The 24,736-nt window shown below is 69.8% G+C and carries 30 protein-coding genes; 27 read left to right on the forward strand and 3 right to left on the reverse strand.

All coding sequences use genetic code 11. The annotated features are described in order from the left end of the window. The first annotated feature begins 32 nt into the window (after window positions 1–32). Complete coding sequence (gene trmB, locus ACNKF0_RS03965) at window positions 33–773, forward strand: tRNA (guanine(46)-N(7))-methyltransferase TrmB (RefSeq protein WP_416955951.1); 741 nt, start codon at window positions 33–35, stop codon at window positions 771–773. Here trmB and ACNKF0_RS03970 read toward each other — a convergent pair. Then, window positions 749–1,156 (reverse strand): hypothetical protein, encoded by a 408-nt coding sequence (locus ACNKF0_RS03970; RefSeq protein ID WP_416955953.1) that lies wholly within the window; start codon window positions 1,154–1,156, stop codon window positions 749–751. The two genes, trmB and ACNKF0_RS03970, sit on opposite strands and share 25 nt — an antisense overlap. 436 nt (window positions 1,157–1,592) lie before the next feature. On the opposite strand from ACNKF0_RS03970, the gene rpsJ reads away from it, so the two are divergent. The 25 genes from rpsJ to ACNKF0_RS04095 all read left to right on the forward strand — a co-directional run bounded on the left by rpsJ (window position 1,593) and on the right by ACNKF0_RS04095 (window position 15,593). After that, a complete protein-coding gene (gene rpsJ / locus ACNKF0_RS03975) occupies window positions 1,593–1,901 on the forward strand; it encodes a 30S ribosomal protein S10 (protein ID WP_008360994.1) in 309 nt (102 codons plus the stop codon). A gap of 9 nt (window positions 1,902–1,910) precedes the next feature. Further along, the gene (gene rplC / locus ACNKF0_RS03980) at window positions 1,911–2,588 is read left to right on the forward strand and encodes a 50S ribosomal protein L3 (RefSeq protein WP_299922725.1); all 678 of its coding nucleotides are present in this window, start codon (window positions 1,911–1,913) and stop codon (window positions 2,586–2,588) included. 2 nt (window positions 2,589–2,590) lie between these two features. Further along, window positions 2,591–3,463 carry a 50S ribosomal protein L4 gene (gene rplD / locus ACNKF0_RS03985; RefSeq protein ID WP_416955956.1) on the forward strand — a complete coding sequence of 291 codons (873 nt, stop codon included), beginning with the start codon at window positions 2,591–2,593 and terminating at the stop codon, window positions 3,461–3,463. After that, on the forward strand, window positions 3,460–3,765 hold the full coding sequence (gene rplW / locus ACNKF0_RS03990) for a 50S ribosomal protein L23 (protein ID WP_186342465.1): 306 nt from the start codon (window positions 3,460–3,462) through the stop codon (window positions 3,763–3,765). Before rplD ends, rplW begins: the two co-directional genes overlap by 4 nt. Window positions 3,766–3,790: 25 nt before the next feature. Beyond that, window positions 3,791–4,627 carry a 50S ribosomal protein L2 gene (gene rplB, locus ACNKF0_RS03995; RefSeq protein WP_299922718.1) on the forward strand — a complete coding sequence of 279 codons (837 nt, stop codon included), beginning with the start codon at window positions 3,791–3,793 and terminating at the stop codon, window positions 4,625–4,627. A gap of 5 nt (window positions 4,628–4,632) precedes the next feature. Continuing rightward, window positions 4,633–4,914, forward strand: a complete 282-nt coding sequence (gene rpsS, locus ACNKF0_RS04000) for a 30S ribosomal protein S19 (RefSeq protein ID WP_090969263.1) — start codon at window positions 4,633–4,635, stop codon at window positions 4,912–4,914. Continuing rightward, window positions 4,911–5,354: a 50S ribosomal protein L22 gene (gene rplV, locus ACNKF0_RS04005; protein ID WP_299922713.1), complete on the forward strand. Its 444-nt coding sequence runs from the start codon at window positions 4,911–4,913 to the stop codon at window positions 5,352–5,354. The genes rpsS and rplV overlap by 4 nt, the downstream gene beginning before the upstream one ends. Then, a complete protein-coding gene (gene rpsC, locus ACNKF0_RS04010; protein ID WP_299922711.1) occupies window positions 5,354–6,157 on the forward strand; it encodes a 30S ribosomal protein S3 in 804 nt (267 codons plus the stop codon). The genes rplV and rpsC overlap by 1 nt, the downstream gene beginning before the upstream one ends. A gap of 3 nt (window positions 6,158–6,160) precedes the next feature. Continuing rightward, window positions 6,161–6,580 (forward strand): 50S ribosomal protein L16, encoded by a 420-nt coding sequence (rplP, locus tag ACNKF0_RS04015; RefSeq protein ID WP_210650189.1) that lies wholly within the window; start codon window positions 6,161–6,163, stop codon window positions 6,578–6,580. After that, window positions 6,580–6,822, forward strand: a complete 243-nt coding sequence (gene rpmC, locus ACNKF0_RS04020) for a 50S ribosomal protein L29 (RefSeq protein WP_206054509.1) — start codon at window positions 6,580–6,582, stop codon at window positions 6,820–6,822. Before rplP ends, rpmC begins: the two co-directional genes overlap by 1 nt. Beyond that, window positions 6,819–7,103: a 30S ribosomal protein S17 gene (rpsQ, locus tag ACNKF0_RS04025; RefSeq protein ID WP_210439927.1), complete on the forward strand. Its 285-nt coding sequence runs from the start codon at window positions 6,819–6,821 to the stop codon at window positions 7,101–7,103. The genes rpmC and rpsQ overlap by 4 nt, the downstream gene beginning before the upstream one ends. 103 nt (window positions 7,104–7,206) lie before the next feature. Next, entirely contained in the window at window positions 7,207–7,575 is a 369-nt protein-coding gene (rplN, locus tag ACNKF0_RS04030; RefSeq protein WP_299922704.1) for a 50S ribosomal protein L14, read from the forward strand. A 3-nt stretch (window positions 7,576–7,578) separates the two neighbouring features. Continuing rightward, window positions 7,579–7,932 (forward strand): 50S ribosomal protein L24, encoded by a 354-nt coding sequence (gene rplX, locus ACNKF0_RS04035; RefSeq protein WP_216659223.1) that lies wholly within the window; start codon window positions 7,579–7,581, stop codon window positions 7,930–7,932. Between the two features lies 1 nt (window position 7,933). Then, window positions 7,934–8,500, forward strand: a complete 567-nt coding sequence (gene rplE, locus ACNKF0_RS04040; protein ID WP_191278207.1) for a 50S ribosomal protein L5 — start codon at window positions 7,934–7,936, stop codon at window positions 8,498–8,500. A 1-nt stretch (window position 8,501) separates the two neighbouring features. Next, window positions 8,502–8,687, forward strand: a complete 186-nt coding sequence (locus tag ACNKF0_RS04045; RefSeq protein WP_011757321.1) for a type Z 30S ribosomal protein S14 — start codon at window positions 8,502–8,504, stop codon at window positions 8,685–8,687. A gap of 69 nt (window positions 8,688–8,756) precedes the next feature. Next, a complete protein-coding gene (gene rpsH / locus ACNKF0_RS04050; protein WP_172262165.1) occupies window positions 8,757–9,176 on the forward strand; it encodes a 30S ribosomal protein S8 in 420 nt (139 codons plus the stop codon). Window positions 9,177–9,210: 34 nt separating this feature from the next. Next, window positions 9,211–9,753, forward strand: coding sequence for a 50S ribosomal protein L6 (rplF, locus tag ACNKF0_RS04055; protein ID WP_254182544.1), 543 nt, complete (start codon window positions 9,211–9,213; stop codon window positions 9,751–9,753). Between the two features lies 1 nt (window position 9,754). Next, window positions 9,755–10,138, forward strand: a complete 384-nt coding sequence (gene rplR / locus ACNKF0_RS04060; RefSeq protein ID WP_299922692.1) for a 50S ribosomal protein L18 — start codon at window positions 9,755–9,757, stop codon at window positions 10,136–10,138. Between the two features lie 46 nt (window positions 10,139–10,184). Beyond that, window positions 10,185–10,802 (forward strand): 30S ribosomal protein S5, encoded by a 618-nt coding sequence (gene rpsE / locus ACNKF0_RS04065; protein WP_299922690.1) that lies wholly within the window; start codon window positions 10,185–10,187, stop codon window positions 10,800–10,802. Next, window positions 10,802–10,984 (forward strand): 50S ribosomal protein L30, encoded by a 183-nt coding sequence (rpmD, locus tag ACNKF0_RS04070; protein ID WP_056599717.1) that lies wholly within the window; start codon window positions 10,802–10,804, stop codon window positions 10,982–10,984. The genes rpsE and rpmD overlap by 1 nt, the downstream gene beginning before the upstream one ends. Before the next feature lies 1 nt (window position 10,985). Further along, window positions 10,986–11,426 (forward strand): 50S ribosomal protein L15, encoded by a 441-nt coding sequence (gene rplO / locus ACNKF0_RS04075; protein WP_299922687.1) that lies wholly within the window; start codon window positions 10,986–10,988, stop codon window positions 11,424–11,426. Window positions 11,427–11,632: 206 nt separating this feature from the next. Then, window positions 11,633–12,928, forward strand: coding sequence for a preprotein translocase subunit SecY (secY, locus tag ACNKF0_RS04080; protein WP_416955965.1), 1,296 nt, complete (start codon window positions 11,633–11,635; stop codon window positions 12,926–12,928). Continuing rightward, window positions 12,929–13,504, forward strand: a complete 576-nt coding sequence (locus ACNKF0_RS04085) for an adenylate kinase (RefSeq protein WP_416955967.1) — start codon at window positions 12,929–12,931, stop codon at window positions 13,502–13,504. A 70-nt stretch (window positions 13,505–13,574) separates the two neighbouring features. Then, window positions 13,575–14,345, forward strand: coding sequence for a type I methionyl aminopeptidase (gene map, locus ACNKF0_RS04090; protein ID WP_416958419.1), 771 nt, complete (start codon window positions 13,575–13,577; stop codon window positions 14,343–14,345). Window positions 14,346–14,561: 216 nt separating this feature from the next. Continuing rightward, window positions 14,562–15,593: a TerC family protein gene (locus ACNKF0_RS04095; protein ID WP_416955969.1), complete on the forward strand. Its 1,032-nt coding sequence runs from the start codon at window positions 14,562–14,564 to the stop codon at window positions 15,591–15,593. A 27-nt stretch (window positions 15,594–15,620) separates the two neighbouring features. Here ACNKF0_RS04095 and ACNKF0_RS04100 read toward each other — a convergent pair whose 3' ends face one another. Both ACNKF0_RS04100 and ACNKF0_RS04105 read right to left on the reverse strand, forming a co-directional pair. Beyond that, complete coding sequence (locus ACNKF0_RS04100) at window positions 15,621–17,084, reverse strand: protein kinase domain-containing protein (RefSeq protein ID WP_416955971.1); 1,464 nt, start codon at window positions 17,082–17,084, stop codon at window positions 15,621–15,623. Beyond that, a complete protein-coding gene (locus ACNKF0_RS04105) occupies window positions 17,081–18,220 on the reverse strand; it encodes an FHA domain-containing protein (protein WP_416955973.1) in 1,140 nt (379 codons plus the stop codon). The genes ACNKF0_RS04100 and ACNKF0_RS04105 overlap by 4 nt, the downstream gene beginning before the upstream one ends. A 206-nt stretch (window positions 18,221–18,426) precedes the next feature. On the opposite strand from ACNKF0_RS04105, the gene ACNKF0_RS04110 reads away from it, so the two are divergent. After that, entirely contained in the window at window positions 18,427–24,696 is a 6,270-nt protein-coding gene (locus tag ACNKF0_RS04110) for an Ig-like domain-containing protein (RefSeq protein ID WP_416955975.1), read from the forward strand. Window positions 24,697–24,736 lie beyond the last annotated feature (40 nt).

Consider the following 24,736-nt stretch of genomic DNA (forward strand, 5'->3'; position numbering starts at 1 on the left):
AGATGTGCGTCCGACCCGGGGGAGCGGGGAGGATGGACCTCGTGAACGACGTCGTACGCCCCGCCCGCCCGCACCACAAGCTCACCGCGGACGGGCGCCGGATGCGGGAGGTGCTCACCTACTCGCGGCGGGGCAGCCGCTTCACGCCGCGCCAGGCCGAGTCGTGGGCCGCCCACCACGCCGACTGGGTGATCCCCGAGGAGGCCGTCGACCGCCCGGGGTTCTCGCTCACGGAGTGGTTCGGTCGCGAGGCGCCCCTGATCGTCGAGATCGGGCCGGGCATCGGTGAGGCCACGTCGGTGCTCGCTGCCGCGCGCCCCGACCACAACGTGCTCGGGCTCGAGGTGTGGCTCCCCGGTATCGCCGACTCGCTGTGGCGCGTCGCGGAGGCAGGCGCCGACAACGTGCGCTTCTGCTCCGTCGACGCCGTCTGGACCCTCGAGAACCTCCTCGGCCCGGCCAGCCTCGCCGAGCTCTGGACCTTCTTCCCCGACCCGTGGCGCAAGACCAAGCACCGCAAGCGGCGGCTGGTGAACCCCGCCAACGCCGCGCTCGCCTCGTCGCGACTGGTGCCCGGTGGCGCGTGGCGACTGGCCACCGACTGGGGGGACTACGCCGACCAGATGCGCGAGGTCCTCGACGCGGAGCCGACCCTCGAGGGCGGCCGCGTCGAGCGGTGGGACGAGCGGCCGGTCACCCGCTTCGAGCGGAAGGGCCGCGACGTCGGCCGCGACATCGCCGACTTCTGCTACCGGCGGTCCGACCGCGGTTGATCGAGCACCAGGCCGGCGTCGCGGAGGAGGTGCTCGAGGCGCAGCCGCTCGGGGTCGCGGTCGGCGCCCTCGCGCATGCCGGTCAGCAGGTCCGGCACCCCGAGCGCGCGTGCCGCCAGCGCCAGCAGGTCGTCGTACGCCGCCACGGTGCCGCGCCGGCGCGCCATCGGGGTCCCGGGCACGGGGGAGACGACCTCGCGCCGCACCCGCCGCAGGGACGCCGCGAGCTGCTCGATCGACGGGGCCGACGGCCTGGCCGGGGGAGGGGAGAGGCGGGTGCGTACGCCGCGCACCACCCGGCCCAGCTCGGCCTGGTAGAGGGCCAGCCCCACCGCCGCACCCAGCATCAGGGTGCAGAGCAGGAGCGCGACCGGGCCGGCCATCCGTCGACGGTAGGTCGGCCTCCGGGGCGCGGCAAGAGGCCTTCGGCCCGGGCCGCCGGCCGGTCCGACGTGTGCGATTTGGCGTGGGCGCGTCCGGTCTGTCAAGATGTTCCGGTTGCTCCGGCGGGTCGCCGGGGTGCGGCACACACCTTGACTTCTGAATCGCGTCTCCTTGATCGAGCCAGTCGTCTGCGTGCACCGCACCAGGTCACATGGTGATCGGAGACCCGACCAGATCCGACAACCGTCGGGTGCCACCCAGAGCATCACCGCTTCCCCTCGGGGTCGTGTCACGAGCCAGATCAGTTTCAGTTGGCAGCGCGACACGCCCGACCGCGGGGGTCGGAGGGTGGAGGAGAGACAGGCGGCACCCGCCCACCAGGGGCGGAGAGCCGAAACCAGACCAGGCGTACGAGATCGAAGAGGACAGGGACCTATGGCGGGACAGAAGATCCGCATCAGGCTCAAGGCCTATGACCACGAGGTGATCGACACCTCGGCGCGGAAGATCGTGGACACCGTCACCCGTACGGGTGCGAAGGTCGCCGGCCCTGTGCCGCTGCCGACCGAGAAGAACGTGTACTGCGTCATCCGTTCGCCCCACAAGTACAAGGACTCCCGCGAGCACTTCGAGATGCGCACGCACAAGCGCCTGATCGACATCATCGACCCGACGCCGAAGACCGTCGACTCGCTGATGCGTCTCGATCTGCCTGCCGGTGTCGACATCGAGATCAAGCTCTGAGGCGACGACATGGCTAAGACTTTCGAACGCAACGTGAAGGGGCTGCTGGGCACCAAGCTCGGCATGACCCAGCTCTGGGACGAGAACAACAAGGTCGTCCCCGTCACCGTGATCGCGGCCGCGACCAACGTCGTGACCCAGGTCCGCCAGCCCGAGGTGGACGGCTACAACGCCATCCAGGTCGGCTTCGGCGAGATCGAGGCCCGCAAGGTCAACTCGCCCGAGGCCGGTCACTTCACCAAGGCCGGCGTCACGCCGCGTCGCCACGTCGCGGAGATCCGCACGGCCGACGCCGCGAGCTACACCGTGGGCCAGGAGCTGACCGTCGAGACCTTCGCCGCCGGCGAGGAGATCGACGTCACCGGCACCAGCAAGGGCAAGGGCTTCGCCGGAACCATGAAGCGTCACGGCTTCTCCGGCGTCTCCGCCTCGCACGGTGCGCACCGCAACCACCGCAAGCCCGGTTCCATCGGCGCCTGCGCCACCCCGGGTCGCGTGTTCAAGGGCACCCGCATGTCGGGCCGCATGGGTACCGACACGGTCACCACCCAGAACCTGACGGTGCACGCCGTCGACGCCGACAAGGGCCTGATCCTGGTCAAGGGCGCCGTTCCCGGCCCCAAGAACGGTCTCGTCGTCCTTCGCTCGGCCGCCAAGAACTCCGCCGCTACTGGCAAGGAGGCCTGAGCATGGCTGTCAACACCGTCAAGGTGGACCTCCCCGCCGAGATCTTCGACGTCGAGGTCAACATCCCCCTGATCCACCAGGTCGTCGTGGCGCAGCAGGCTGCTGCACGCCAGGGCACGCACGCCACCAAGACCCGCGGCGAGGTCCGCGGCGGTGGCCGCAAGCCCTACAAGCAGAAGGGCACCGGCCGCGCCCGCCAGGGCTCGACCCGCGCCCCGCAGTTCGCCGGCGGTGGCACCGTCCACGGCCCGCAGCCGCGCGACTACTCCCAGCGCACCCCCAAGAAGATGAAGGCCGCCGCCCTGCGCGGTGCCCTCTCCGACCGGGCCCGCAACGGCCGCGTGCACGTGGTCGACGGTCTGGTGTCGGGCGACAAGCCCTCCACCAAGGCCGCGATCGCCGCGCTGACGTCGCTGACCGACCGCGTGGGCTACCTCGTGGTGCTCGAGCGCTCCGACGCCCTCACCTGGCTCTCGCTGCGCAACGCGCCCGAGGTCCACATCGTCGCCGTCGACCAGCTCAACACCTACGACGTGGTCGCCGCTGACGACGTGGTCTTCACCAAGGGTGCCTACGACGCCTTCGTGAACGGCACCAGCGTCGCTGGCGCCTCCACCGCGAAGTCCGAGTCGGCCGCGCCCGTCGCGACCGAGCAGGCCACCGACGAGCCGGCGCTCCCCGCCGGTGCGAAGGCCCCGCTCAAGAGCGGCAAGAACCCGAAGGGCTACGAGGTCCAGGGCCTGCAGTCCGGCACCTACCTCGTCGAGGGCGACGCCGCCTACGACGTCTCCGGTGGCGACTTCTGGTTCAAGTCCGCCGAGGACGCGGAGGCCGCCGGTCTGACCCGTGCCGACCAGAAGGAGAGCGACAAGTGAGCACCCTGCACAAGGACCACCGCGACGTCCTGATCGCCCCGGTCGTGTCGGAGAAGAGCTACGGCCTGCTCGACGCCAACAAGTACACCTTCATCGTCCACCCGGACGCCAACAAGACCGAGATCAAGATCGCGGTCGAGAAGGTCTTCGACGTCAAGGTCACCTCGGTCAACACGATCAACCGCCAGGGCAAGACGCGTCGCACCCGCTACGGCCTGGGCAAGCGGCCCAACACCAAGCGCGCGATCGTCAGCCTCGCCGAGGGTCACCGCATCGACATCTTCGGAGGTCCGGTCTCCTGACCGGGCTCCTGACTAGGAAACTGATATGGCTATCCGCAAGTACAAGCCGACCACCCCGGGCCGTCGTGGCTCGTCGGTGGCCGACTTCGTCGAGATCACCCGGTCCACGCCCGAGAAGTCGCTGACGCGCCCGCTGCCCAAGAACGGCGGTCGCAACAACCAGGGCCGCATCACCACCCGGCACAAGGGTGGCGGTCACAAGCGCGCCTACCGCATCATCGACTTCCGTCGCTACGACAAGGACGGCGTCCCGGCCAAGGTCGCTCACATCGAGTACGACCCCAACCGCACCGCTCGCATCGCGCTGCTGCACTACGCCGACGGCGAGAAGCGCTACATCGTCGCGCCCAAGGGTCTGACCCAGGGCACCCCGGTGGAGTCCGGCCCCAACGCCGACATCAAGCCCGGCAACAACCTGCCGCTGCGCAACATCCCGGTCGGTACGACCATCCACTGCGTGGAGATGCGTCCGGGCGGCGGCGCGAAGATCGCCCGCTCGGCCGGCAACTCCGCCCAGCTGGTCGCCCGTGAGGGGAGCCGCGCCACGCTGCGCATGCCCTCGGGCGAGATGCGCTTCGTCGACGTGCGCTGCCGCGCCACGATCGGTGAGGTCGGCAACGCCGAGCAGTCCAACATCAACTGGGGCAAGGCCGGCCGCATGCGGTGGAAGGGCGTCCGCCCGACCGTCCGCGGTGTCGTCATGAACCCGGTGGACCACCCGCACGGTGGTGGTGAGGGCAAGACGTCCGGTGGTCGCCACCCCGTCTCCCCCTGGGGCAAGCCCGAGGGCCGCACGCGCAAGCGCAAGGCCAGCGACTCCCAGATCATCCGTCGTCGCAAGTCCGGCAAGGGTAGGAAGTAACCGACATGCCTCGCAGCCTCAAGAAGGGCCCCTTCGTCGACGACCACCTTCAGAAGAAGGTGGACGCCGAGAACGAGAAGGGCAGCCACAACGTCATCAAGACCTGGTCGCGCCGGTCGATGATCGTGCCCGACATGATCGGCCACACCATCGCCGTGCACGACGGTCGCAAGCACGTCCCGGTCTTCGTGACCGACTCCATGGTCGGCCACAAGCTCGGGGAGTTCGCCCCCACCCGCACCTACCGCGGGCACGTCAAGGAAGACCGGAAGGGACGCCGTCGATGAGCACCACCGAGCGCAGCCGCACCAGTGCGCGCCGCAGCACGCTGCTCGGCGACCAGCCGGGCGCCTATGCGAGCGCACGCTACGTGCGGATCACCCCGATGAAGGCCCGCCGTGTCGTCGACATGGTCCGCGGCCTCCAGGTCGACGAGGCCCTGACCCTGCTGCAGTTCGCGCCGCAGGCCGCCTCCGAGACCGTCTACAAGGTGCTGGAGAGCGCGATCGCCAACGCGGAGACCACCGAGGGCCTCAACCGGGCCGACCTCGTGCTCTCCGTCGCCATGGTCGACGAGGGCCCGACGATGAAGCGTTGGCGTCCCCGTGCCCAGGGCCGTGCGACCCGCATCAACAAGCGCACCAGCCACATCACCCTCGCGGTGCAGCCGGCCGACGCGCTGGCCACGAAGAACGGCCGCGCCAACAAGAACGGAAGGGGTGCCTGATGGGTCAGAAGATCAACCCGAACGGCTTCCGCCTGGGCATCTCCACCGACCACAAGAGCCGTTGGTACGCCGACAAGCTCTACAAGTCGTACGTCGGTGAGGACGTCGCCATCCGCAAGCTGCTCTCCAAGGGCATGGAGCGGGCGGGCATCTCCAAGGTCGAGATCGAGCGCACCCGTGACCGCGTGCGGGTGGACATCCACACCGCCCGCCCGGGCATCGTCATCGGTCGCCGCGGCGCGGAGGCCGACCGCATCCGCGGCGAGCTCGAGAAGCTCACCGGCAAGCAGGTGCAGCTCAACATCCTCGAGGTGAAGCAGCCCGAGATCGACGCGCAGCTGGTCGCCCAGGGCGTTGCCGAGCAGCTCGCCGGCCGCGTGCAGTTCCGCCGCGCCATGCGCAAGGCCATGCAGACCTCGATGCGCTCCGGTGCCAAGGGCATCCGGATCCAGTGCTCGGGTCGCCTCAACGGTGCCGAGATGTCGCGCACGGAGTTCTACCGCGAGGGCCGCGTGCCCCTGCACACGCTCCGCGCCGACATCGACTACGGCTTCTACGAGGCCAAGACCACCTTCGGCCGCATCGGCGTGAAGGTCTGGATCTACAAGGGCGAGGTCGCCGGCACCCGTGCCGAGCGCCAGGCCCAGCAGGCCGCCCGCGCCGGTGCTCCGGGTCGCGGCGGTCGTCCCAACACCCGTGGTGGCGAGCGCCCGAGCCGTGGCTCGCGCGGCGACCGCGCACCTCGCGCCGAGTCCACCGAGGCTCCGGCCGAGGCGGCACCGAGCGCAGGAACGGAGGCCTGAGCCATGTTGATGCCCCGTCGTGTCAAGCACCGCAAGCAGCACCACCCCAAGCGTCGCGGCGCCGCCAAGGGCGGCACGTCGCTCGCCTTCGGTGACTTCGGGATCCAGGCTGTCGAGGGTCACTACGTGACCAACCGACAGATCGAGTCGGCCCGTATCGCCATGACCCGTCACATCAAGCGTGGCGGAAAGGTCTGGATCAACATCTACCCGGACCGTCCCCTGACCAAGAAGCCCGCCGAGACCCGCATGGGTTCCGGCAAGGGCTCGCCCGAGTGGTGGGTGGCGAACGTCAAGCCCGGCCGCGTCATGTTCGAACTTTCCGGTGTCGACGAGGTGACTGCTCGTGAGGCCATGCGCCGCGCGATGCACAAGCTCCCGATGAAGTGCCGGTTCATCTCCCGTGAGGCCGGTGAATTCTGATGGCTACCAAGCTCAACGCACACGAGCTCGACGAGCTCGACGCAACCGCCCTCGAGGCCAAGCTGCGCGAGGCCAAGGAGGAGCTGTTCAACCTGCGCTTCCAGGCCGCGACCGGCCAGCTCGAGAGCAACGGCCGCCTGCGCGTGGTCAAGAAGGACATCGCCCGCATCTACACCGTGGTCCGCGAGCGCGAGCTCGGCATCCGTACCACCCCGGGCACCAACGAAGAGGCGAAGGCATGAGCGAGAACACTGCGACCCAGTCGGCCGACGAGCGCAACCAGCGCAAGGTCCGTGAGGGCCTCGTCGTCAGCGACAAGATGGACAAGACCATCGTCGTCGCCGTCGAGGACCGCGTGAAGCACGCCCTCTACGGCAAGGTCCTGCGCAAGACGTCGCGTCTGAAGGCGCACGACGAGACCAACCAGTGCGGCATCGGCGACCGGGTCCTCATCATGGAGACCCGTCCGCTGTCGGCCACCAAGCGCTGGCGCCTCGTCGAGGTGCTGGAGAAGGCCAAGTGACCTGAGGCCCCGCGGCCTCGAGCACAAGTTTCCACATATCAGTTCGGCCAGGCTCGCTCTCCGTTGAGAGGGCGAGAACCAGCTCGACAACCAGGAGAAATCAATGATCCAGCAGGAGTCGCGACTCAAGGTCGCCGACAACACCGGTGCGAAGGAGATCCTCTGCATCCGTGTTCTCGGTGGCTCTGGGCGTCGCTACGCCGGCATCGGTGACGTCATCGTCGCCACCGTCAAGGACGCGATCCCCGGTGGCAACGTCAAGAAGGGCGACGTCGTCAAGGCCGTGGTCGTGCGCACCGTCAAGGAGCGTCGCCGCGCCGACGGTTCCTACATCCGCTTCGACGAGAACGCTGCCGTCATCCTCAAGAGCGACGGCGAGCCCCGTGGCACGCGCATCTTCGGCCCCGTCGGCCGCGAGCTGCGCGAGAAGCGCTTCATGAAGATCATCTCGCTCGCCCCGGAGGTGTTGTGAGAGATGGGTAAGAACATGAACATCAAGAAGGGCGACACCGTCAAGGTGATCGCTGGCAAGGACAAGGGTGCCCAGGGCAAGGTCATCTCGGTGCTCCGCGAGGAGGACCGGGTGATCGTCGAGGGAGTCAACCTCGTCAAGCGCCACACCAAGTCCGTTCAGCAGACCAACACCACCGGCGGCATCATCACCCGCGAGGCCCCCATCCACGTCTCCAACGTGATGCTGGTCGAGGGTGACGGCGTCACGCGCGTCGGCTTCCGCCGCGACGAGGTCACCAAGCGCCGTCCCGACGGCTCGACCTACGCCGCGACCCGGTCGGTCCGCGTGTCCCGCAAGTCCGGCAAGGAGATCTGAGATGGCCGAGACCCAGACCACTGAGATTCCCCGTCTCAAGGCGCGCTACCGCGAGGAGATCGTCCCCGCCCTGCGCTCCGAGTTCGACATCGCCAACATCATGCAGGTGCCCGGCCTGACCAAGATCGTGGTCAACATGGGCGTCGGCGAGGCTGCGCGTGACTCCAAGCTCATCGAGGGCGCGATCCGCGACCTGACCGCGATCACCGGCCAGAAGCCGGCCGTGACCAAGGCGCGTAAGTCGATCGCGCAGTTCAAGCTGCGCGAGGGCATGCCGATCGGCGCCCACGTCACGCTGCGCGGCGACCGCATGTGGGAGTTCCTCGACCGCCTGCTGTCCCTGGCGCTGCCCCGCATCCGCGACTTCCGCGGTCTCTCGCCCAAGCAGTTCGACGGGCGTGGCAACTACACCTTCGGTCTGACCGAGCAGGTCATGTTCCACGAGATCAACCAGGACAAGATCGACCGGTCGCGCGGCATGGACATCACGGTCGTCACCACGGCCACCAACGACGACGAGGGCCGCGCGCTGCTGAAGCAGCTCGGGTTCCCGTTCAAGGAGAACTGACATGGCGAAGACTGCCCTCAAGGTCAAGGCCGCCCGCAAGCCGAAGTTCGCTGTCCGCGGCTACACCCGCTGCCAGCGCTGCGGTCGCCCGAAGGCCGTCTACCGCAAGTTCGGCCTGTGCCGGATCTGCCTGCGGGAGATGGCCCACCGCGGCGAGCTCCCCGGCGTCACCAAGTCCTCCTGGTAATCACCTCACACACGTTGAAGGTCCCGCGGCCGTGAGCTGCGGGAAACCACGACGAGAAAGAACCACATCATGACGATGACTGACCCGATCGCAGACATGCTCACGCGTCTGCGCAACGCCAACCAGGCGTACCACGACGTGGTGTCGATGCCCTACAGCAAGATGAAGGCCGGCCTCGCGGAGATCCTCAAGCAGGAGGGTTACATCACCTCCTACGACGTCGCCGACAACGTCACCGCCGAGGGCGAGCCCTCGGTCGGCAAGACGCTGACCGTGACCCTCAAGTACGGCCGCAACCGGGAGCGCTCCATCGCGGGTGTTCGCCGCATCAGCAAGCCCGGCCTGCGCGTCTACGCCAAGAGCACCAACCTGCCCAAGGTCCTCGGTGGCCTCGGCGTCGCGATCATCTCGACGTCGCAGGGCCTGCTCACCGACCGCCAGGCGAACCAGAAGGGCGTGGGCGGCGAAGTCCTCGCCTACGTCTGGTGACCCGGACCATCTGAGACCAGGAAGAGAGAGAAGCATGTCGCGCATTGGCAAGCTCCCCATCGCGGTCCCGTCCGGTGTCGACGTCGCGATCGATGAGTCGCTGGTGACCGTCAAGGGCCCCAAGGGCACCCTGTCGCACACCATCGCCGCGCCGATCACGGTCGCCAAGGGCGAGGACGGCGTCCTCGAGGTTCAGCGTCCCGACGACGAGCGCAACAGCCGCTCGCTCCACGGCCTGACCCGCACGCTCATCAACAACATGGTGGTGGGCGTCACCGAGGGCTACGAGAAGAAGCTCGAGATCGTGGGCGTGGGCTACCGCGTCCTGCCCAAGGGTCCGACCCAGCTCGAGTTCCAGCTCGGCTACTCGCACCCGATCATCTTCGACGCCCCCGAGGGCATCACCTTCACCACCGAAGGCCCGACCAAGCTCGGCGTCGTCGGCATCGACAAGCAGCTCGTCGGAGAGGTTGCGGCCAAGATCCGCAAGCTCCGCAAGCCCGAGCCCTACAAGGGCAAGGGCGTGCGCTACGCCGGCGAGCACATCCGCCGCAAGGTCGGAAAGGCCGGTAAGTGACATGGCGATCTCGCTGAGCAACAACAAGCACACCGCCAACCGCGTCCGGGCGCGCCTGCGCCGTCAGGCGCGTGGTCGCAAGCGGATCAACGGGACCGCCGAGCGTCCGCGCCTGGTGGTCACGAAGTCGGCCAAGCACCTGTCGGTGCAGGTCGTCGACGACCTGCAGGGCGCCACCCTGGCCTACGCCTCCACCATGGAGGCCGACGTCCGTGGCACCGAGGGCGACAAGACCGCCAAGGCCAAGCTCGTCGGCGAGCTGGTGGCGTCACGTGCCAAGGCCGCCGGTATCGAGGACGTCGTCTTCGACCGGGCCGGCAACAAGTACCACGGCCGCATCGCGGCCCTCGCCGATGCCGCCCGCGAGGGCGGATTGTCCTTCTGATCGCCTCACGCGACCAGAGAGAGAACTTAGATATGGAGCACATCTCATGAGCGGAGCCCAGCGCGGACAGCGCAGCGGTGGCTCGGGCGACCGTCGCGGACGCGACAACGGTCGTGGCCAGGCCGAGAAGTCTGTCTACATCGAGCGAGTCGTGGCGATCAACCGTGTCGCCAAGGTCGTGAAGGGTGGTCGTCGCTTCAGCTTCACCGCCCTCGTGATCGTCGGCGACGGTGAAGGCCTGGTCGGCGTCGGCTACGGCAAGGCGAAGGAAGTCCCTGCCGCGATCGCCAAGGGTGTCGAGGAGGCCAAGAAGCACTTCTTCAAGGTCCCCCGCATCCAGGGCACCATCCCGCACCCGGTCCAGGGCGAGAAGGCCGCGGGCGTCGTCCTGCTGCGTCCCGCCGCTCCCGGTACCGGCGTCATCGCCGGTGGCCCGGTGCGCGCGGTGCTCGAGTGCGCCGGCATCCACGACGTCCTGAGCAAGTCGCTCGGCTCGTCCAACCAGATCAACATCGTCCACGCGACCGTCGAGGCGCTGCGGATGCTCGAGGAGCCCGAGGCCGTGGCTGCTCGCCGTGGCATGCGCGTCGAGGACGTGACCCCCGCCGCGCTGCTCAAGGCGCGCGCCGAGGGCCAGACCGAGACCGCGGGGGTGCAGTCCTGATGGCACAGCTCAAGGTCCAGCAGAAGCGCGGACTGGTCGGCCTGAAGGCCAACCAGCGCGAGACGCTGCGCTCGCTCGGTCTCAAGCGGATCGGCGACGTCGTCGTGAAGGAAGACCGCCCGGAGATCCGGGGCATGATCAACACTGTCCGTCACCTGGTGACGTTCGAGGAGGTGGAGTGACATGACGCTCAAGCTGCACCACTTGCGTCCCGCTCCGGGCGCCAAGACCGCCAAGACCCGTGTGGGTCGCGGTGAGGGCTCCAAGGGCAAGACGGCCGGCCGCGGCACCAAGGGCACCAAGGCGCGCTACCAGGTGCCTGCTGCCTTCGAGGGTGGCCAGATGCCGATCCACATGCGCCTGCCCAAGCTGAAGGGCTTCAAGAACCCCTTCCGCGTCGAGTTCCAGGTCGTCAACCTCGACCGCCTCGGGGAGCTCTTCCCCGAGGGTGGCACCGTGACGGTCGAGGACCTCGTCGCCAAGGGCGCGGTTCGCAAGAACCAGCCCGTCAAGGTCCTGGGCCAGGGCGACATCTCGGTCGCCGTCCAGATCAGCGCCGACGCGTTCTCGAGCTCCGCCAAGGAGAAGATCGAGGCTGCCGGCGGCACCGCGACCGTGGCCTGAGGCTGCGATCTCGCTCATCCGGTGAAGGCCTGGCCCACAGTGGGAACTGTCGGCCGGGCCTTCGTCGTTCTCCCCTTGGTCGTCAGCGGGGAGGAAGCGGGCCGAACCCCGACTGTTAGGCTTCCCCGGGCCCTCCGCCGTACGACGGCGAGGGTGTCTCGTCCGCCCGCCGATCCTGGCTGGGCACCCATACGAAAGAGGAACCAGTGCTAGGCGCGTTCGCCAACGCTTTCCGGACTCCGGACCTGCGGCGCAAGCTGCTCTTCGTCCTGCTGATCATCACGATCTTTCGGCTCGGCTCCCAGGTGCCCACCCCGGGTGTGCACGTCGCCAACGTCCAGGCGTGCATCGACCAGCTCGAAGAGGGCGGCCTCTACAGCCTGATCAACCTCTTCTCGGGTGGTGCGCTGCTTCAGCTCACCATCTTCGCGCTGGGGATCATGCCCTACATCACGGCCTCCATCATCCTGCAGCTGCTCGTCGTGGTGATCCCACGGCTCGAGGCGCTGAAGAAGGAGGGCCAGGCCGGTCAGACGAAGATCACCCAGTACACCCGCTACCTGACGCTCGGCCTTGCCGTGCTGCAGGCCACCGGCATCGTGGCCCTCGCCCGCAGCGGGGCGCTGCTCCAGGGCTGCACCCGCGACCTGCTGCACGACGACGGCACCGCGACGTTCCTGGTCATGGTCGTCACCATGACCGCCGGCACCGCGGTGATCATGTGGCTCGGTGAGCTCATCACCGACCGCGGCATCGGCAACGGCATGTCGATCCTGATCTTCACCCAGGTCGTCGCCACCTTCCCGGCGTCCCTGTGGAGCGTGCAGACCTCGCAGGGCTGGGTCACCTTCGCCATCGTCATGGTGATCGGCCTGATCCTCGTCGCCGGCGTCATCTTCATCGAGCAGGCGCAGCGCCGCATCCCGGTGCAGTACGCCCGCCGGATGGTCGGGCGCAAGATGTTCGGTGGCAACTCCACCTACATCCCGCTCAAGGTGAACCAGGCCGGCATCATCCCGGTCATCTTCGCCTCGTCGCTGCTCTACCTCCCGGCGATGGCGGTGCAGTTCAACCCCGAGAGCCAGAACCCCGTGCTCGACTTCATCGGGACCTACTTCGTCAACGGTGACCACCCGCTCTACATGGCGACGTACTTCCTGCTGATCATCTTCTTCACGTACTTCTACGTCTCGATCACCTTCAACCCCGTCGAGGTGGCGGACAACATGAAGAAGTACGGCGGCTTCATCCCCGGGATCCGGGCGGGCAAGCCGACCGAGGACTACCTGTCCTACGTCTTGTCCCGCATCACGTTCCCTGGAGCGCTCTACCTCGGTCTGATCTCGCTGGTCCCGCTCGTCGCCTTCGCGATGATCCAGGCCAACCAGAACTTCCCGTTCGGCGGCACGTCCATCCTCATCATGGTCGGCGTGGCACTCGACACCGTGAAGCAGATCGAGAGCCAGCTCCAGCAGCGCAACTACGAAGGATTCCTTAAGTAGATGAGACTGATCCTGATGGGCCCGCCGGGGGCGGGCAAGGGCACCCAGGCCCGGTTCGTGGCCGACCACTTCGGCATCCCGGCGATCTCCACCGGCGACATCTTCCGCGCCAACGTGTCCCAGGGCACGCCGCTCGGCATCGAGGCCAAGCGCTTCATGGACGCCGGCGAGTACGTCCCCGACGAGGTCACCAACCTGATGGTGCGCAACCGCATCGACGAGGCCGACGCCGCGTCCGGCTTCCTGCTCGACGGCTACCCGCGGACCCTGGCCCAGGTCACCGAGCTCGACGGGATGATCGCGTTCACCGGCCACCAGCTCGACGCCGTCGTCGTGCTGACGGTCGACGCCGAGGAGCTCGTGCAGCGCCTGCTGCAGCGGGCGCAGACCGATGGCCGCGCCGACGACACCGAAGAGGTCATCCGCCGCCGCCAGGAGGTCTACGCCGAGCAGACCGAGCCCCTCATCGGCGTCTACCGCGAGCGCGGGATCCTCGTCGAGGTCGACGGGATGGGCGAGGTCGACGAGGTGACGACCCGCATCTTCGACGCGCTCGACGTCGTACCCCAGAGCTGACGGCCGGCGCAGCGCGGTGGCGTTCCGGGACCGGGGGATCGAGATCAAGACCCCCGAGCAGATCGACCTTATGCGTGTGGCGGGACGGCTCGTGGGGGAGACCCTCGAGCTGCTCCGTGCCGCCGTCCGGCCGGGGGTCACCACCCTCGAGCTCGACACGCTGGCCGAGACCAACATCCGCGACCACGGGGGCGTGCCGTCCTTCAAGGGCTACAGCCACCCGCCGTTCCCGGCGACGATCTGCGCCTCGGTCAACGACGAGGTGGTGCACGGCATCCCGGGCCCGCGCACGCTGGCCGAGGGTGACGTCATCTCGATCGACTGCGGCGCGATCGTCGAGGGCTGGCACGGCGACGCTGCGATCACCGTCCCGGTGGGCGAGGTGTCCGACGACGTGACCGAGCTGCTGCGGGTGACCGAGGAGTCGCTGTGGCGCGGCATGGCCGCTGCGCGGCTCGGCGGCCGGGTGAGCGACATCAGCCACGCCGTCGAGACCTACGTCCGCTCGCAGGGCCGCTACGGCGTCCTGGAGGACTACACCGGCCACGGCATCGGCACGGAGATGCACATGCCACCCAACGTGCCCAACGTCGGCCGACGCGGCCGCGGTCCGTCCATCGTCGAGGGCCTCGCGCTCGCCGTGGAGCCGATGGTCACGCTGGGCAGCAAGCACACCGACCTGCTCGAGGACGAGTGGACCGTCGCGACCGTGGACGGGTCGTTCGCCGCCCACTTCGAGCACACGTTCACCGTCACGCCGCAGGGCGCCTGGGTGCTCACGGCGGTCGACGGCGGGCATGACCGGCTGTCCGCGCTCGGCGTCCCATTCGGCGGACGCTGACGTCGATTTCACTCCCTCCCCGAGCCGCATGACAGACTGACGCGGTTGGAGGGGAGTATTCCTCGGCAGTGGTGTCGTCAGTACGGCGTCCGCGCGAGCGGCGCCCGGTGCCACTGGTTCGTCGCCCAGGTCCTCCTGGGCGTGCGAGCGGAAGAGACCTCTGGCGTCCGCGCGCTGCGCGGACACCGATCTCGCCTCATCCCTAGGAGCAACAGCGTGGACGTACCCACCTGGGTCTGGATCGCGACCTTCGCCGTCACGATCGTGATCTTCACCTTCGACCTCGTCATCGTCGGGCGGAGGCCGCACGAGCCGAGCATGAAGGAGTGTGCGACCTACCTCTCGATCTACGTCGGGATGGCGATCCTGTTCGGCATCGGTGTGTGGGTCACCTGGGATCACCAGCACGGTCTGGAGTTCTTCTCCGGCTGGTTGGTGGAGTACTCCCTGTCCATCGACAACCTCTTCATCTTCATCATCATCATGGCGAAGTTCGCCGTGCCCAAGGAGCTGCAGCAGTACGCCCTGATGATCGGCATCGTGATGGCGCTGGTCATGCGGGCGATCTTCATCGGTGTCGGCGCCGCGGCGATCGAGCAGTTCAGCTGGGTCTTCTACCTGTTCGGCATCTTCTTGATCTACACGGCCGTCAAGCTCGCCAAGGAAGGGGCCGAGGACGAGGACGACGAGTTCGAGGAGAACAAGCTCGTCGCGTTCGTCGAGCGGCGCTTCCCGGCCACGTCGGAGTGGCACGGCAAGAAGCTGCTGGTCAGCGGTGAGAACGCGAAGAAGATGATCACGCCGATGTTCATCGTGATCCTCACTCTCGGCACCACCGACCTGCTGTTCGCGCTGGACTCGATCCCGGCGATCTTCGGCATCACCAAGGAGCCCTACCTGGTGCTGACCGCGAACATCTTCGCGCTGATGGGTCTGCGCCAGCTCTACTTCCTGATCGGCGGCCTCCTGCAGCGCCTGGTCTACCTCTCCTACGGCCTCGCGTTCCTGCTGGCGTTCATCGGCGTCAAGCTCTTCTTCCACGCCCTGCACGAGAACGAGCTGCCGTTCATCAACGGCGGCGAGCCCCTCGACTACGCCTGGCTGGAGATCCCGATCTGGCTCTCGCTCGTGGTCATCGTGGCCACGCTGGCGATCACCGCGGTGCTGTCGCTGTGGGCCTCGAGCCGCATGTCCGCCGAGAAGCAGGACGCGGCCACCGGCCCGCGCCGCGACTGGGACGACGACTGACGACCGCCTGACGTCGGGACCCGCGGGTCAGGACACGCACTGGCTCGCGCTGGGCGAGTTGTCCGATCCGCGGGTCATCCGCACGTCGAGGCACACCGGGTCGTCGGTGCGCACGAGCAGGCGCCTGCGGGACGTGCTGCCGTACTCGTCGGTGTCGTCCCGGTGCCAGCTGAACGAGTCGCCGTCCTCCACCGGCACGGGCGGGCGCCACTCGAACAGCACGCCGCGAGGCGTACGGCTGCCGGTGAGCGCGACCGCCTCGGTGAGGACGTCGGGGACCACGTCGCCCGGCGTCTGGGACTCCGTCGGGACCACCACGCCGGGGTCCTCGGCCCGGTCGTTGCCGCCGAGGACGAGGAAGCCGACCAGCAGCGCGAGGACCGCGACACCGACGCCGGCCCAGACCAGGCCCGGCACGCCGGCGCGCTCCTCCTCGCCGTCCGGGGCGAGCGGTGAGGGGTCCTGGGCCGCGATCCGCCGCGGGCCGCTCGCCGAGATCACCGTGACCGGCTTCATCGCCGTCGCGTCCTCGGCAGGAGCCGTCGACCCCGCCGGCCCGGAGGACCCGAACGAGCCGGGCGGGCCCGATGCGGCGGGTGCCTCACCGACGCTGACGGACGCGTCGGGCCGGTCGCCCTCCACGGCGACGGCCGTGCGCGCCCAGCCGGCCGCCGACTCGATGCGCTGGAGCGCGCGGGCGAGCTCGAGGGCGCTCGCCGGACGGTGCTCGGGACGCTTGGCGAGGCACTGCTGCAGGAGCCGGTCGAGCGCGGGCGGGACGTCGGGGCGCTGGGTGGCCGGGGGAGCGGCGTGCAGGATGCGGGCGCTCAGGGCGCGGGTCGAGTTGTCGCCCGACGGGATCGAGAAGGGGGACCTGCCCACGAGCAGGTGCCAGATCGTCGCGCCGAGGGAGTAGACGTCGGAGGCCACCGACCCGTTGGACCGGCCGTCGAGGAGCTCGGGCGGCGACCAGGGGTAGGAGATGCGCACGTCGCTGTCGCCCTCGACGTCGGCGATGTGGCCGGCGATGCCGAAGTCGGTCAGCGCAGGCTCGTGGTAGGTCGTCACGAGGACGTTGCTGGGCTTGATGTCGCGGTGCAGGATCCCCGAGCGGTGCGCGGTCTCGATCGCGCTCGCGAGCTTGATGCCGGTGGAGACCGCGTCCACCGGGGCCATCGGGTTGGCGCGGACCCGCACGCCGAGGTCGGGCGGGGGGCAGTAGCGCATCACGAGGAACGGGCGGCCGCCCTCGGCCGTGACCCCGGCCGTGATCACCGAGACGATGTAGGGGTGGTCGGCGAGGCGTGCCATGGCGTTGGCCTCGGCCGTGAACAGGTACTTCTCGCGGTCGGTCAGCGGGACGTCAGGACGGACGACCTTGACCGCGACGCGCTGGCGCGGCCACTGCTGCTCGTAGAGGAAGACGTCGGCGAAGCCGCCGCTGCCCAGGTGCTCGACGAACGCGAACCCCGGGATGACAGGTGCGCTCACCGGGCGACCGCCCCCGACTCGTAGCGGACGCTGTAGACGTGGGCCATGTCGAGCACCGTGCCGGGTTCGAGCACGTAGGCGTCGCCGGGCTTCATCCGCTCCGGGTCGCGACCCGGGGGAGCGATCGTGGTGCCCCCGCGGCTGTCGAGGTCGCGGGCGATCACGTCCCACCCGTCGAGCTCGAGCTGCAGGTGCTGCCTCGACACGAAGGAGTGGTCGGAGGGCAGGTGGACGAGGTGCGGCCAGTCGGTGCTGCCCTGGGCGGGCGCGGGCTTGCGGCCCAGGATCACGCCCCGGTCGAGGGGGACGACCTCGCCGGTCGGGAGGCGCAGGCCCCCCAGCGACGGCCGGTCCACCCGCCGTGGCTCCTGCGGCGCGACCCGCTGGTGGCACACCCGACACTGCGGCGAGATCGGTGGGGTCAGGTGGCCCAGCGGGCAGCTGACGGCGAGCACCGTGGGGGTCGTGCTGTGGGTGAGGTGGGCCGGTCGCAGTGACGTGGCGCCGTCATGGTCGTCGGGCTCGGGAGCCGACGCCGGAGCCGACGGAGGCCGGATCGTGGTGTGTGCCCCCTCCTCGATCCGCTGCATCATCAGCGGGTCGGGCTCGGAGGTGTCGACCAGGGAGCCGGTGTCCTCGACCGGACGGCGTACGCGGGTGCGCGGGGGAGGGCCGTCGGGACCCTTGGCGGCCAGGATGGCGTCGGGGATGCCGTCGATGAGGGCGGCAGTCGCGGGCGGCGAGGTCTCCTGGGCGCGGTGCACCGGGGCGGTGCGGGCCGAGACGGGCGTGAGCTCGACCCGGTCTGCGGCGACGACCCCGCCCACGAGGCGCCTGGTGCTCGCGAGGCCGTCGGGGTCGGCGCCGGCGTCGAGGCTGAGCACCCGTGCCGGTCCGGCGAGGCGCACGTGCCCGGCGCCGCGGGACACGGTCGTCGAGGCGCCGGAGGTGAAGTCGACGAGGGCCAGGCCGGGCGGATCGCCCTCGAACGCCTTCTCGGCGATCGCCAGCACCCGCTCGGCGGCGCTCGCCTCCGACGGCGCGGTCAGCGCGAGGGCCTCCCAGATCTCCTGGACGACCCGCTCGTCACCGGGGTCGGTCAGCAGCACCCAGTGCGCGCCGCTGCCGACGAGCACGCCAGACCCACTGGCGTACCGCGCTTCCACGATCAACGTCGGCTCCCCTCGTACACGCCCACGGTTCCATCATCACCCATCACGCCTGTCCCGCGCACATGGTCGGGATTTGTCGGAAACTTGTCCGAACGTCTGAGACATACATACGCTCCTGCCTGGGTGAGTGCGGCGGGCGTACCTCATCCGTGGGGCCAAGGGGGACTCGCGTGGCACGTGTGACTGCTCTGCGTCGACACCGGGCGGGCATCGCCTCCGGCGTCGCGCTGGCGATCGCAGCGACCGCCGTCATCGTCTACGCCGTCTCCGCCGAGGGCTACAAGAAGCACGAGGCCGAGCTCAACGACGGCGGGGTGTGGGTCGTCAACGGCAAGAAGGGCTGGTCCGGCCGGCTCAACAAGCCGATCAACCAGCTCGACGGCGTGGTGCCGGGCGACAACGGCAAGGCCCGCCTCGACGTCGTCCAGGACGGTGCGGCCGTCGTCACCCTCGACGCCGGGACCAGCCGCGGGCAGGTCATCGAGACCAGCCGGCTCGAGGCCCAGGACGGCGGCTCCGCGGCGGTCCCGGTCTCCGGTGACGTCGCGATGGCCGGCGGCACGCTCGCGACGGCGGACGCCGAGACCGGCGAGGTGTGGGCGGTGCGCTACGACGACCAGCTCGGCAAGCCGGTGGTGAGCGCCGTCGACCGGCAGGCGAAGCCGCTCGCCGAAGTGGGCGAGGGTGCGGCCCTGACCGTCAGCCAGACGGGGACGGTGGTGGTGACGTCCACCGAGGAGGCCACCGTCACGACGATGGCCCCCACCGACACGGGGTTCCGCAAGCCGCGCGCGCGGGACCTGTCCGGTGACGCCGGTCAGGTCTCCGACGTCACCACCGTCGGCGACCGCGTCGTCACCCTCGATGCCGACGCAGGAGTCCTCGGCGTCGTCGACGGGGCCATCGTGTCCGTGCCGCCGGGGAGCCGGCTGCAGCAGCCGGGGCCGGCCTACGACGCGGTGCTGGTCGGGGCGCCCGACGGGCTCCTGAGCGTCGACCTCGACTCCGGCGACGTCACCACCGTCTCCGACAGCTCCGGCACGCCCGTCGAGCCGGTCCGCCTCGGCGCGTGCGTCTTCGGCGCCTGGTCCGGCGGGCTCGGAGCGCTCGCCGTGCAGTGCGGGTCGCAGGACGTCAACGAGAAGGACCTCGGCGGCAACGCGACCAACCTCGCGTTCCGGGTCAACCGCGGCGAGATCGTCCTCAACGACGCCAACAGCGGCAACGTCTGGGACGTGCAGCAGGACAAGCCCGTCCGCATCGACAACTGGGAAGCCTTCACGTCGAAGAAGAAGAACAAGGACGACGACGACGAGAACGAGAACCAGAGCGACGCCGACAGCCGACCGCCGCGCGCCAAGCCCGACTCCTACGGCGTCCGCGCCGGTCGTACGACCGTGCTCCACCCGCTCGACAACGACTCCGCCCCCGCCGGTCGGCTGCTGAGCATCGTCGACGTGGACCAGCCGTCCGGCGGCGCGCGCGTCGAGATCAGCCCCGACGGCCAGACGCTCGTCCTCCAGATGCCCGAGGACGCCCGCCCCGCCCGGTTCGACTACTTCATCGACGACGGCCGCAACGGCGTCTCGGCCAACGCCTCCGTCGACGTCGAGGTGCGTGGGACCGAGCAGAACGAGCAGCCCACGCTGCGCGAGGGCTGGAAGAAGCCGACCTACAAGGTGCCTCACCGGGGCGAGCTCGCCGTACCCGTGCTCGCGGACTGGCGCGACGACCGGGACGGCGACACCCTGCTCCTGGACTCCGCGACGGCCGTGGGTGGCGAGCAGACGGGTGCCGCTGCCCGCACCACCGCCGACGGCCGCATCCGCTTCACCGCCCCGTCCGGCGCGGCCGACGGACCGCAGCTGGTCCGCGTGGAGTTCGCCGTCACCGACGGGCGCTCCGCACCCGTGACGAAGTCGATGAGCTTCCAGGTCCAGGCGCCCAAGGACCAGAAGGCCTACGCCCCGCAGGCCGAGCCCGACGTCGTACGCGGCGAGGTCGGCAAGCCGATCAAGATCCGGCCCCTGCTCAACGACCTGCCCGGGTCGGACCCCAACGCCACCGACGCCGAGCTCTCGCTGGGCGGCAAGGTGCCCCGGCAGCCCGGCGTCGAGGTCGTCTCCGACCTCGACTCCGGCCAGCTGACCTTCACCGGTGAGCGTGCCGGGACCTACTTCCTCAGCTATGACGCGGCCTTCGGCAACGCGCCCCTCGACCAGGGGACGATCCGGGTCGACGTGCGGGCACGGCCCAAGCGCGCGGCCGAACCCATCGCCATGCCCGACACCCTCACCGTCTACGGGCAGGCACCGGGGATCGTGGACGTGCTGGCCAACGACCTCGACCCGGCGGGCGGGCTGCTCGTGGTCCAGCGGGCCGTCGGCGACCGGGCCGGTCAGCTCGACGTGGCGATCGTCGACGGACGGTGGCTGCGCATCTCGGCAGCAGGCCCCGACCTCGCACCCGTGACGCAGACCGTCTCCTACACCATCAGCAACGGCACCAGCTCCGCCGTCCGGGGCGAGGTGGTGGTCACCCAGCGCCCGGCGCCGGCGGACAACACCCCCGTCACGGTCTCCGACAAGGTCGTGGTCCGAGCCGGCGGCGTCGTCGCGGCGCCGGTGCTCGACAACGACGTGTCCCCGGCCGGCGACCGCCTCACCCTGCTCAACGACCTGTCGAGCAGCGACACCCCGGGCCAGCTCGACGTCGTCGCGCCCATCGACGTCACCGGTGACGTGGGCAAGGCCTTCGTGTCCGGACGGGTGGTCCGCTACGTCGCGCCCGAGAAGGTGGTCGAGCGCGACACCTACACCGTCACCTACGTCGCCCAGAACCTCGAGGGCAAGCGGGCCGACGGCACCCTCAAGGTGACCGTGGTGCCGGCCGACGAGCCCAACGACGCGCCTGAGCCGCCGACCCTCGAGGGCCGCGTGGTCTCCGGCGACACCGTGAAGGTGCGCGTGCCCGGCGTCGGTGTCGACCGCAACGGCGACCCCGTCACGGTCACCGGCATCACGTCCGCCCCGCGACTGGGCCGGATCGAGGCGGTCGGCGGCAACTTCCTGGAGTACGAGGCCTACCCCCGCACCGTCGGCACCGACGAGTTCACCTACTCCGTCGTCGACTCCCAGGGCGCCTTCGCGACCGGCACGGTCCGCGTGGCGGTCGTCGAGCCCGGGCAGCCCCAGCCGCCGCTGGCGGTCGAGGACCGGCTCACGGTCGAGCCGGGACGTACAGCCACGTTCGACCCGCTCGCCAACGACTTCATCGCCGCAGGCGACTCGGTGGAGGTGGAGATCCTCGACGGCCCGGAGGCCGCCCGCCTCGACCCCGAGACCAACCTGGTGACGGTGCCGGCACCCGAGTCCGCCAAGGCGCCGCCGACGGTGCTCGTCTACCGGGTCACCAACGGCATCGACGAGTCGCGCGCGACCATGACGCTGACCACCGCGGACGACTACGACAACCCGCCGATCGTCTACGACGCCTTCGGCCGGGCCGACGACAGCGGGAGCGTCGTCGTCGACGTCCTCGAGGGCGCCTACGACCCCGACGGCTCAGCCGAGGACCTCGAGGTGGTCGACGTGTCGGGCGACCCGTCGGCCCGGGTGGTCGACGGCGTGCAGGTGCGGGCCGACCGCGGTGAGGCGCCGAAGGTGCTGCCCTTCGAGGTCCGCGACGCCGACGGGGCGACCGCGGCCGCCTCGGTCTACATCCCGCCCACGGGCGACGGCCTGCCCTACGTCCTGCCCGGCTCGCTCATCGAGCTCGACTCCGGCTCCAGCACCACCGGCAAGGTCTCCGACTACATCGCTGCCCCTGACGGGGGCAAGGTCCGCCTCGCGTCCGGCCGTCGCTCCTGGTCCGCCTCGCCCGCCGCCCTCACCGTCGGCCCGGACGGGGACAACCGCTTCTCGCTGTCGGCGCCGGTGGGCTTCCAGGGTCCGGGCTCCGTGCTCGTGGAGGTCACCACCGCGACCGACGCGAGCGGCAACGAGGACGCCACGACGACCGACGACGGCGTGACCGCCGTGCTCTCGATCCCGGTGGTGGTCGGCGACGACACCCCGTCGCTGGAGTGCCCCGCCAACGTCATCCCGATGTCGGCCGGTCAGCGCTACGCCCTCGACATCGCGAGCTACTGCAAGGTCTTCACCGTCGACCCCCGCGACGCCGTCGGCCTCGACTTCACCGCGGAGTGGAGCCAGACCGTCGACGGTGTGGACGTCGGCGCCCCCCAGGGGTCGGTCGTCGCGGTCACGGCCTCGGACGACGCGACGGAGGGCGGCGAGGCCGTCCTCACCGTGCGCGCGGGTGACAGCAACCCGCAGGACGTGCGCTTCCGGCTGGCCCAGGCCCCGCCGCCGACCCTGTCGCCGATCCGGGTCGAGACGATGGAGGCAGGGCAGAGCCGTTCCTTCGACATCGGCGCCTACCTCGAGGCAGGGGTGGCCAACCCCGACCCCAGGATCGTGACCGTGCAGAACACCGGGACGCCCGGTGTGCGGGCCGCCGTCAACGGCAGCCGGCTGACGCTGACGGCCGACCGCGACACCCGCGGAGCCGAGGCGAGCTTCCGGCTGGTCGTCAGTGACGTCTCCGACGGCGATCCGCCGTCCTCGCGGCGGGCCGAGGGCCGGATCCAGTTCCGGGTCATCGGTACGCCGTCGGCTCCCGGCGAGCCGCGCCCCTACCCGCTGTCCGACGAGGTCGGCACCATCAAGATGGGGTGGGCGCCCCCCGACGACGACGGTGGTGCTCCCGTCACCCACTACGTGGTGCGCGAGGAGGGGTCCGGCACCAAGCAGCGGTGCGACACCAACGAGTGCGTGTTCCGCAAGCTCAAGACGGGCGGGAACTACAGCTTCCGCGTCCAGGCGGTGAACCGCGTGGGCGGCAGCGAGTGGAGCAACCTGTCCCGCTCCGCGCGGGCCGACACCCAGCCGGGCCGGGTGCAGAACATCCGCATGACCGGTCGCGACAACGGCCAGATCTCCATCGCGTGGGACAAGCCGTCCACCAACACCTCGAGGATCCTCGACTACACGATCACCTGGCCGGGCGGTGGGCCTTCGGTCGTCGCAGGAGGCACGACGACCTTCGTCGCGACGGGCCTGGACAACAACCGGCTCTACGACTTCACGATCAAGGCCCAGAACCAGGTCGGCTACTCGCTGTCCCGCACCTCCGCGCCGATGCAGCCCCTCGGCACGCCGCCCGCCCCGGCAGCGCCGGTGGTGGCCGACCTGGAGGCGGGTGCCAACCAGACGAGCATCCGGGTCAACTGGCAGGCGGTGCCCGCCGAGGGCCCCGGCCCGACGGTCTACACCGTCAGCTACACCAACGGCGTGTCCTCGGGGACGGTGCCCGGCTGCCAGCGGCTCGCCTCGCTGACCTGCACCCACACGGGCGTGCCCTACGACGGCCGCACCTACACCTACACGGTCGTCGCCGCCAACCAGCCCGGGGAGCAGCCCGGCAAGCGCTCGACGCCCAGCGCGGGCACCTCCATCGAGGCCGTGGGCCGCCCGGCGGCCTGGGGTGCGTTCGACGTCTACCCCACGGGCACCAGCCAGGAGGCCGAGGTCCGGTACACGGTCCCCGACTCGCGCGGCAACACCAGCCGGGTGGACTTCCTCGTGGCCGGTCAGGTCGTGCAGTCGATCCCGCAGCAGACCGGCACCCACACCCAGCGGATCTCGACCTTCAGCAACGAGCAGGCCTACTCCGTCCAGCTCCGGGTCTGCAACGAGAGGGCTCCGGCCGGCTGCACACTGAGCGGCGTGCAGAACGTCCAGAGCTTCGGCCGCCTCGACGACGCACTCGGCTCCATCCAGCCCGTCGTCAACGGCAAGTCCATCCAGTGGGTGATCTCCGGCACCAGCAACGGCGACCCTGCGGTCGTGGAGTACGAGATCCGCAACAAGGGCGGCGGGAGCACCGGCACCCAGCGCTTCCGGCCCACGGGGGTCGGCGCGTTCAGCTTCACCACGCCCGCGTTCAGCACCGAGAACTGGGCCCAGGAGCAGGAGATCTTCGTGGCGGTCGGCGACGACGCGCCCGGCGGACGGGGCGAGGACACGGGGTCGAACCGCGCGACCTCGGCGCCCCCGCCTGCACCGACGGTCAGCATCAGCCGTGGTGACCGCTGCCAGGACGACACCGAGGGGATGCCGGCGTGCGCCGAGTTCGGCGAGCCGAAGTGCACCGCCGACTCGTGCGCCCTGGCCGTGCTCACCCTCAGGTTCGCGGAGGGCACGGCGACGAACTGGCGCTGCGACTTCGACAAGTTCTGGCCCCGTCGCTCCGAGAGCGGCTCGGGCGACTTCTCCGGACAGGTCAAGTCCTACTACGCGTCCGGCGAACGCGTCGTGGGCAACTGCACCTTCGCCAACGGGCTGGGCAGGGTCGTCTTCGACACGACGTTCCCCTAGCGCCGCCCCGCACGCCCGATCCGCCCCACACCACCAGGAG

Origin of the sequence: Nocardioides sp. T5 (assembly GCF_048161455.1) — a bacterium.
Taxonomy (GTDB): domain Bacteria; phylum Actinomycetota; class Actinomycetes; order Propionibacteriales; family Nocardioidaceae; genus Nocardioides.

Bases quoted from the DNA above. Each gene is read 5' to 3' on its own strand.
- trmB (WP_416955951.1), top strand. From the start codon at position 33: ATGGACCTCGTGAACGACGTCGTACGCCCCGCCCGCCCGCACCACAAG.
- ACNKF0_RS03970 (WP_416955953.1), bottom strand. From the start codon at position 1,156: ATGGCCGGCCCGGTCGCGCTCCTGCTCTGCACCCTGATGCTGGGTGCG.
- rpsJ (WP_008360994.1), top strand. From the start codon at position 1,593: ATGGCGGGACAGAAGATCCGCATCAGGCTCAAGGCCTATGACCACGAG.
- rplC (WP_299922725.1), top strand. From the start codon at position 1,911: ATGGCTAAGACTTTCGAACGCAACGTGAAGGGGCTGCTGGGCACCAAG.
- rplD (WP_416955956.1), top strand. From the start codon at position 2,591: ATGGCTGTCAACACCGTCAAGGTGGACCTCCCCGCCGAGATCTTCGAC.
- rplB (WP_299922718.1), top strand. From the start codon at position 3,791: ATGGCTATCCGCAAGTACAAGCCGACCACCCCGGGCCGTCGTGGCTCG.
- rpsS (WP_090969263.1), top strand. From the start codon at position 4,633: ATGCCTCGCAGCCTCAAGAAGGGCCCCTTCGTCGACGACCACCTTCAG.
- rplV (WP_299922713.1), top strand. From the start codon at position 4,911: ATGAGCACCACCGAGCGCAGCCGCACCAGTGCGCGCCGCAGCACGCTG.
- rpsC (WP_299922711.1), top strand. From the start codon at position 5,354: ATGGGTCAGAAGATCAACCCGAACGGCTTCCGCCTGGGCATCTCCACC.
- rplP (WP_210650189.1), top strand. From the start codon at position 6,161: ATGTTGATGCCCCGTCGTGTCAAGCACCGCAAGCAGCACCACCCCAAG.
- rpmC (WP_206054509.1), top strand. From the start codon at position 6,580: ATGGCTACCAAGCTCAACGCACACGAGCTCGACGAGCTCGACGCAACC.
- rpsQ (WP_210439927.1), top strand. From the start codon at position 6,819: ATGAGCGAGAACACTGCGACCCAGTCGGCCGACGAGCGCAACCAGCGC.
- rplN (WP_299922704.1), top strand. From the start codon at position 7,207: ATGATCCAGCAGGAGTCGCGACTCAAGGTCGCCGACAACACCGGTGCG.
- rplX (WP_216659223.1), top strand. From the start codon at position 7,579: ATGGGTAAGAACATGAACATCAAGAAGGGCGACACCGTCAAGGTGATC.
- rplE (WP_191278207.1), top strand. From the start codon at position 7,934: ATGGCCGAGACCCAGACCACTGAGATTCCCCGTCTCAAGGCGCGCTAC.
- ACNKF0_RS04045 (WP_011757321.1), top strand. From the start codon at position 8,502: ATGGCGAAGACTGCCCTCAAGGTCAAGGCCGCCCGCAAGCCGAAGTTC.
- rpsH (WP_172262165.1), top strand. From the start codon at position 8,757: ATGACGATGACTGACCCGATCGCAGACATGCTCACGCGTCTGCGCAAC.
- rplF (WP_254182544.1), top strand. From the start codon at position 9,211: ATGTCGCGCATTGGCAAGCTCCCCATCGCGGTCCCGTCCGGTGTCGAC.
- rplR (WP_299922692.1), top strand. From the start codon at position 9,755: ATGGCGATCTCGCTGAGCAACAACAAGCACACCGCCAACCGCGTCCGG.
- rpsE (WP_299922690.1), top strand. From the start codon at position 10,185: ATGAGCGGAGCCCAGCGCGGACAGCGCAGCGGTGGCTCGGGCGACCGT.
- rpmD (WP_056599717.1), top strand. From the start codon at position 10,802: ATGGCACAGCTCAAGGTCCAGCAGAAGCGCGGACTGGTCGGCCTGAAG.
- rplO (WP_299922687.1), top strand. From the start codon at position 10,986: ATGACGCTCAAGCTGCACCACTTGCGTCCCGCTCCGGGCGCCAAGACC.
- ACNKF0_RS04085 (WP_416955967.1), top strand. From the start codon at position 12,929: ATGAGACTGATCCTGATGGGCCCGCCGGGGGCGGGCAAGGGCACCCAG.
- map (WP_416958419.1), top strand. From the start codon at position 13,575: ATGCGTGTGGCGGGACGGCTCGTGGGGGAGACCCTCGAGCTGCTCCGT.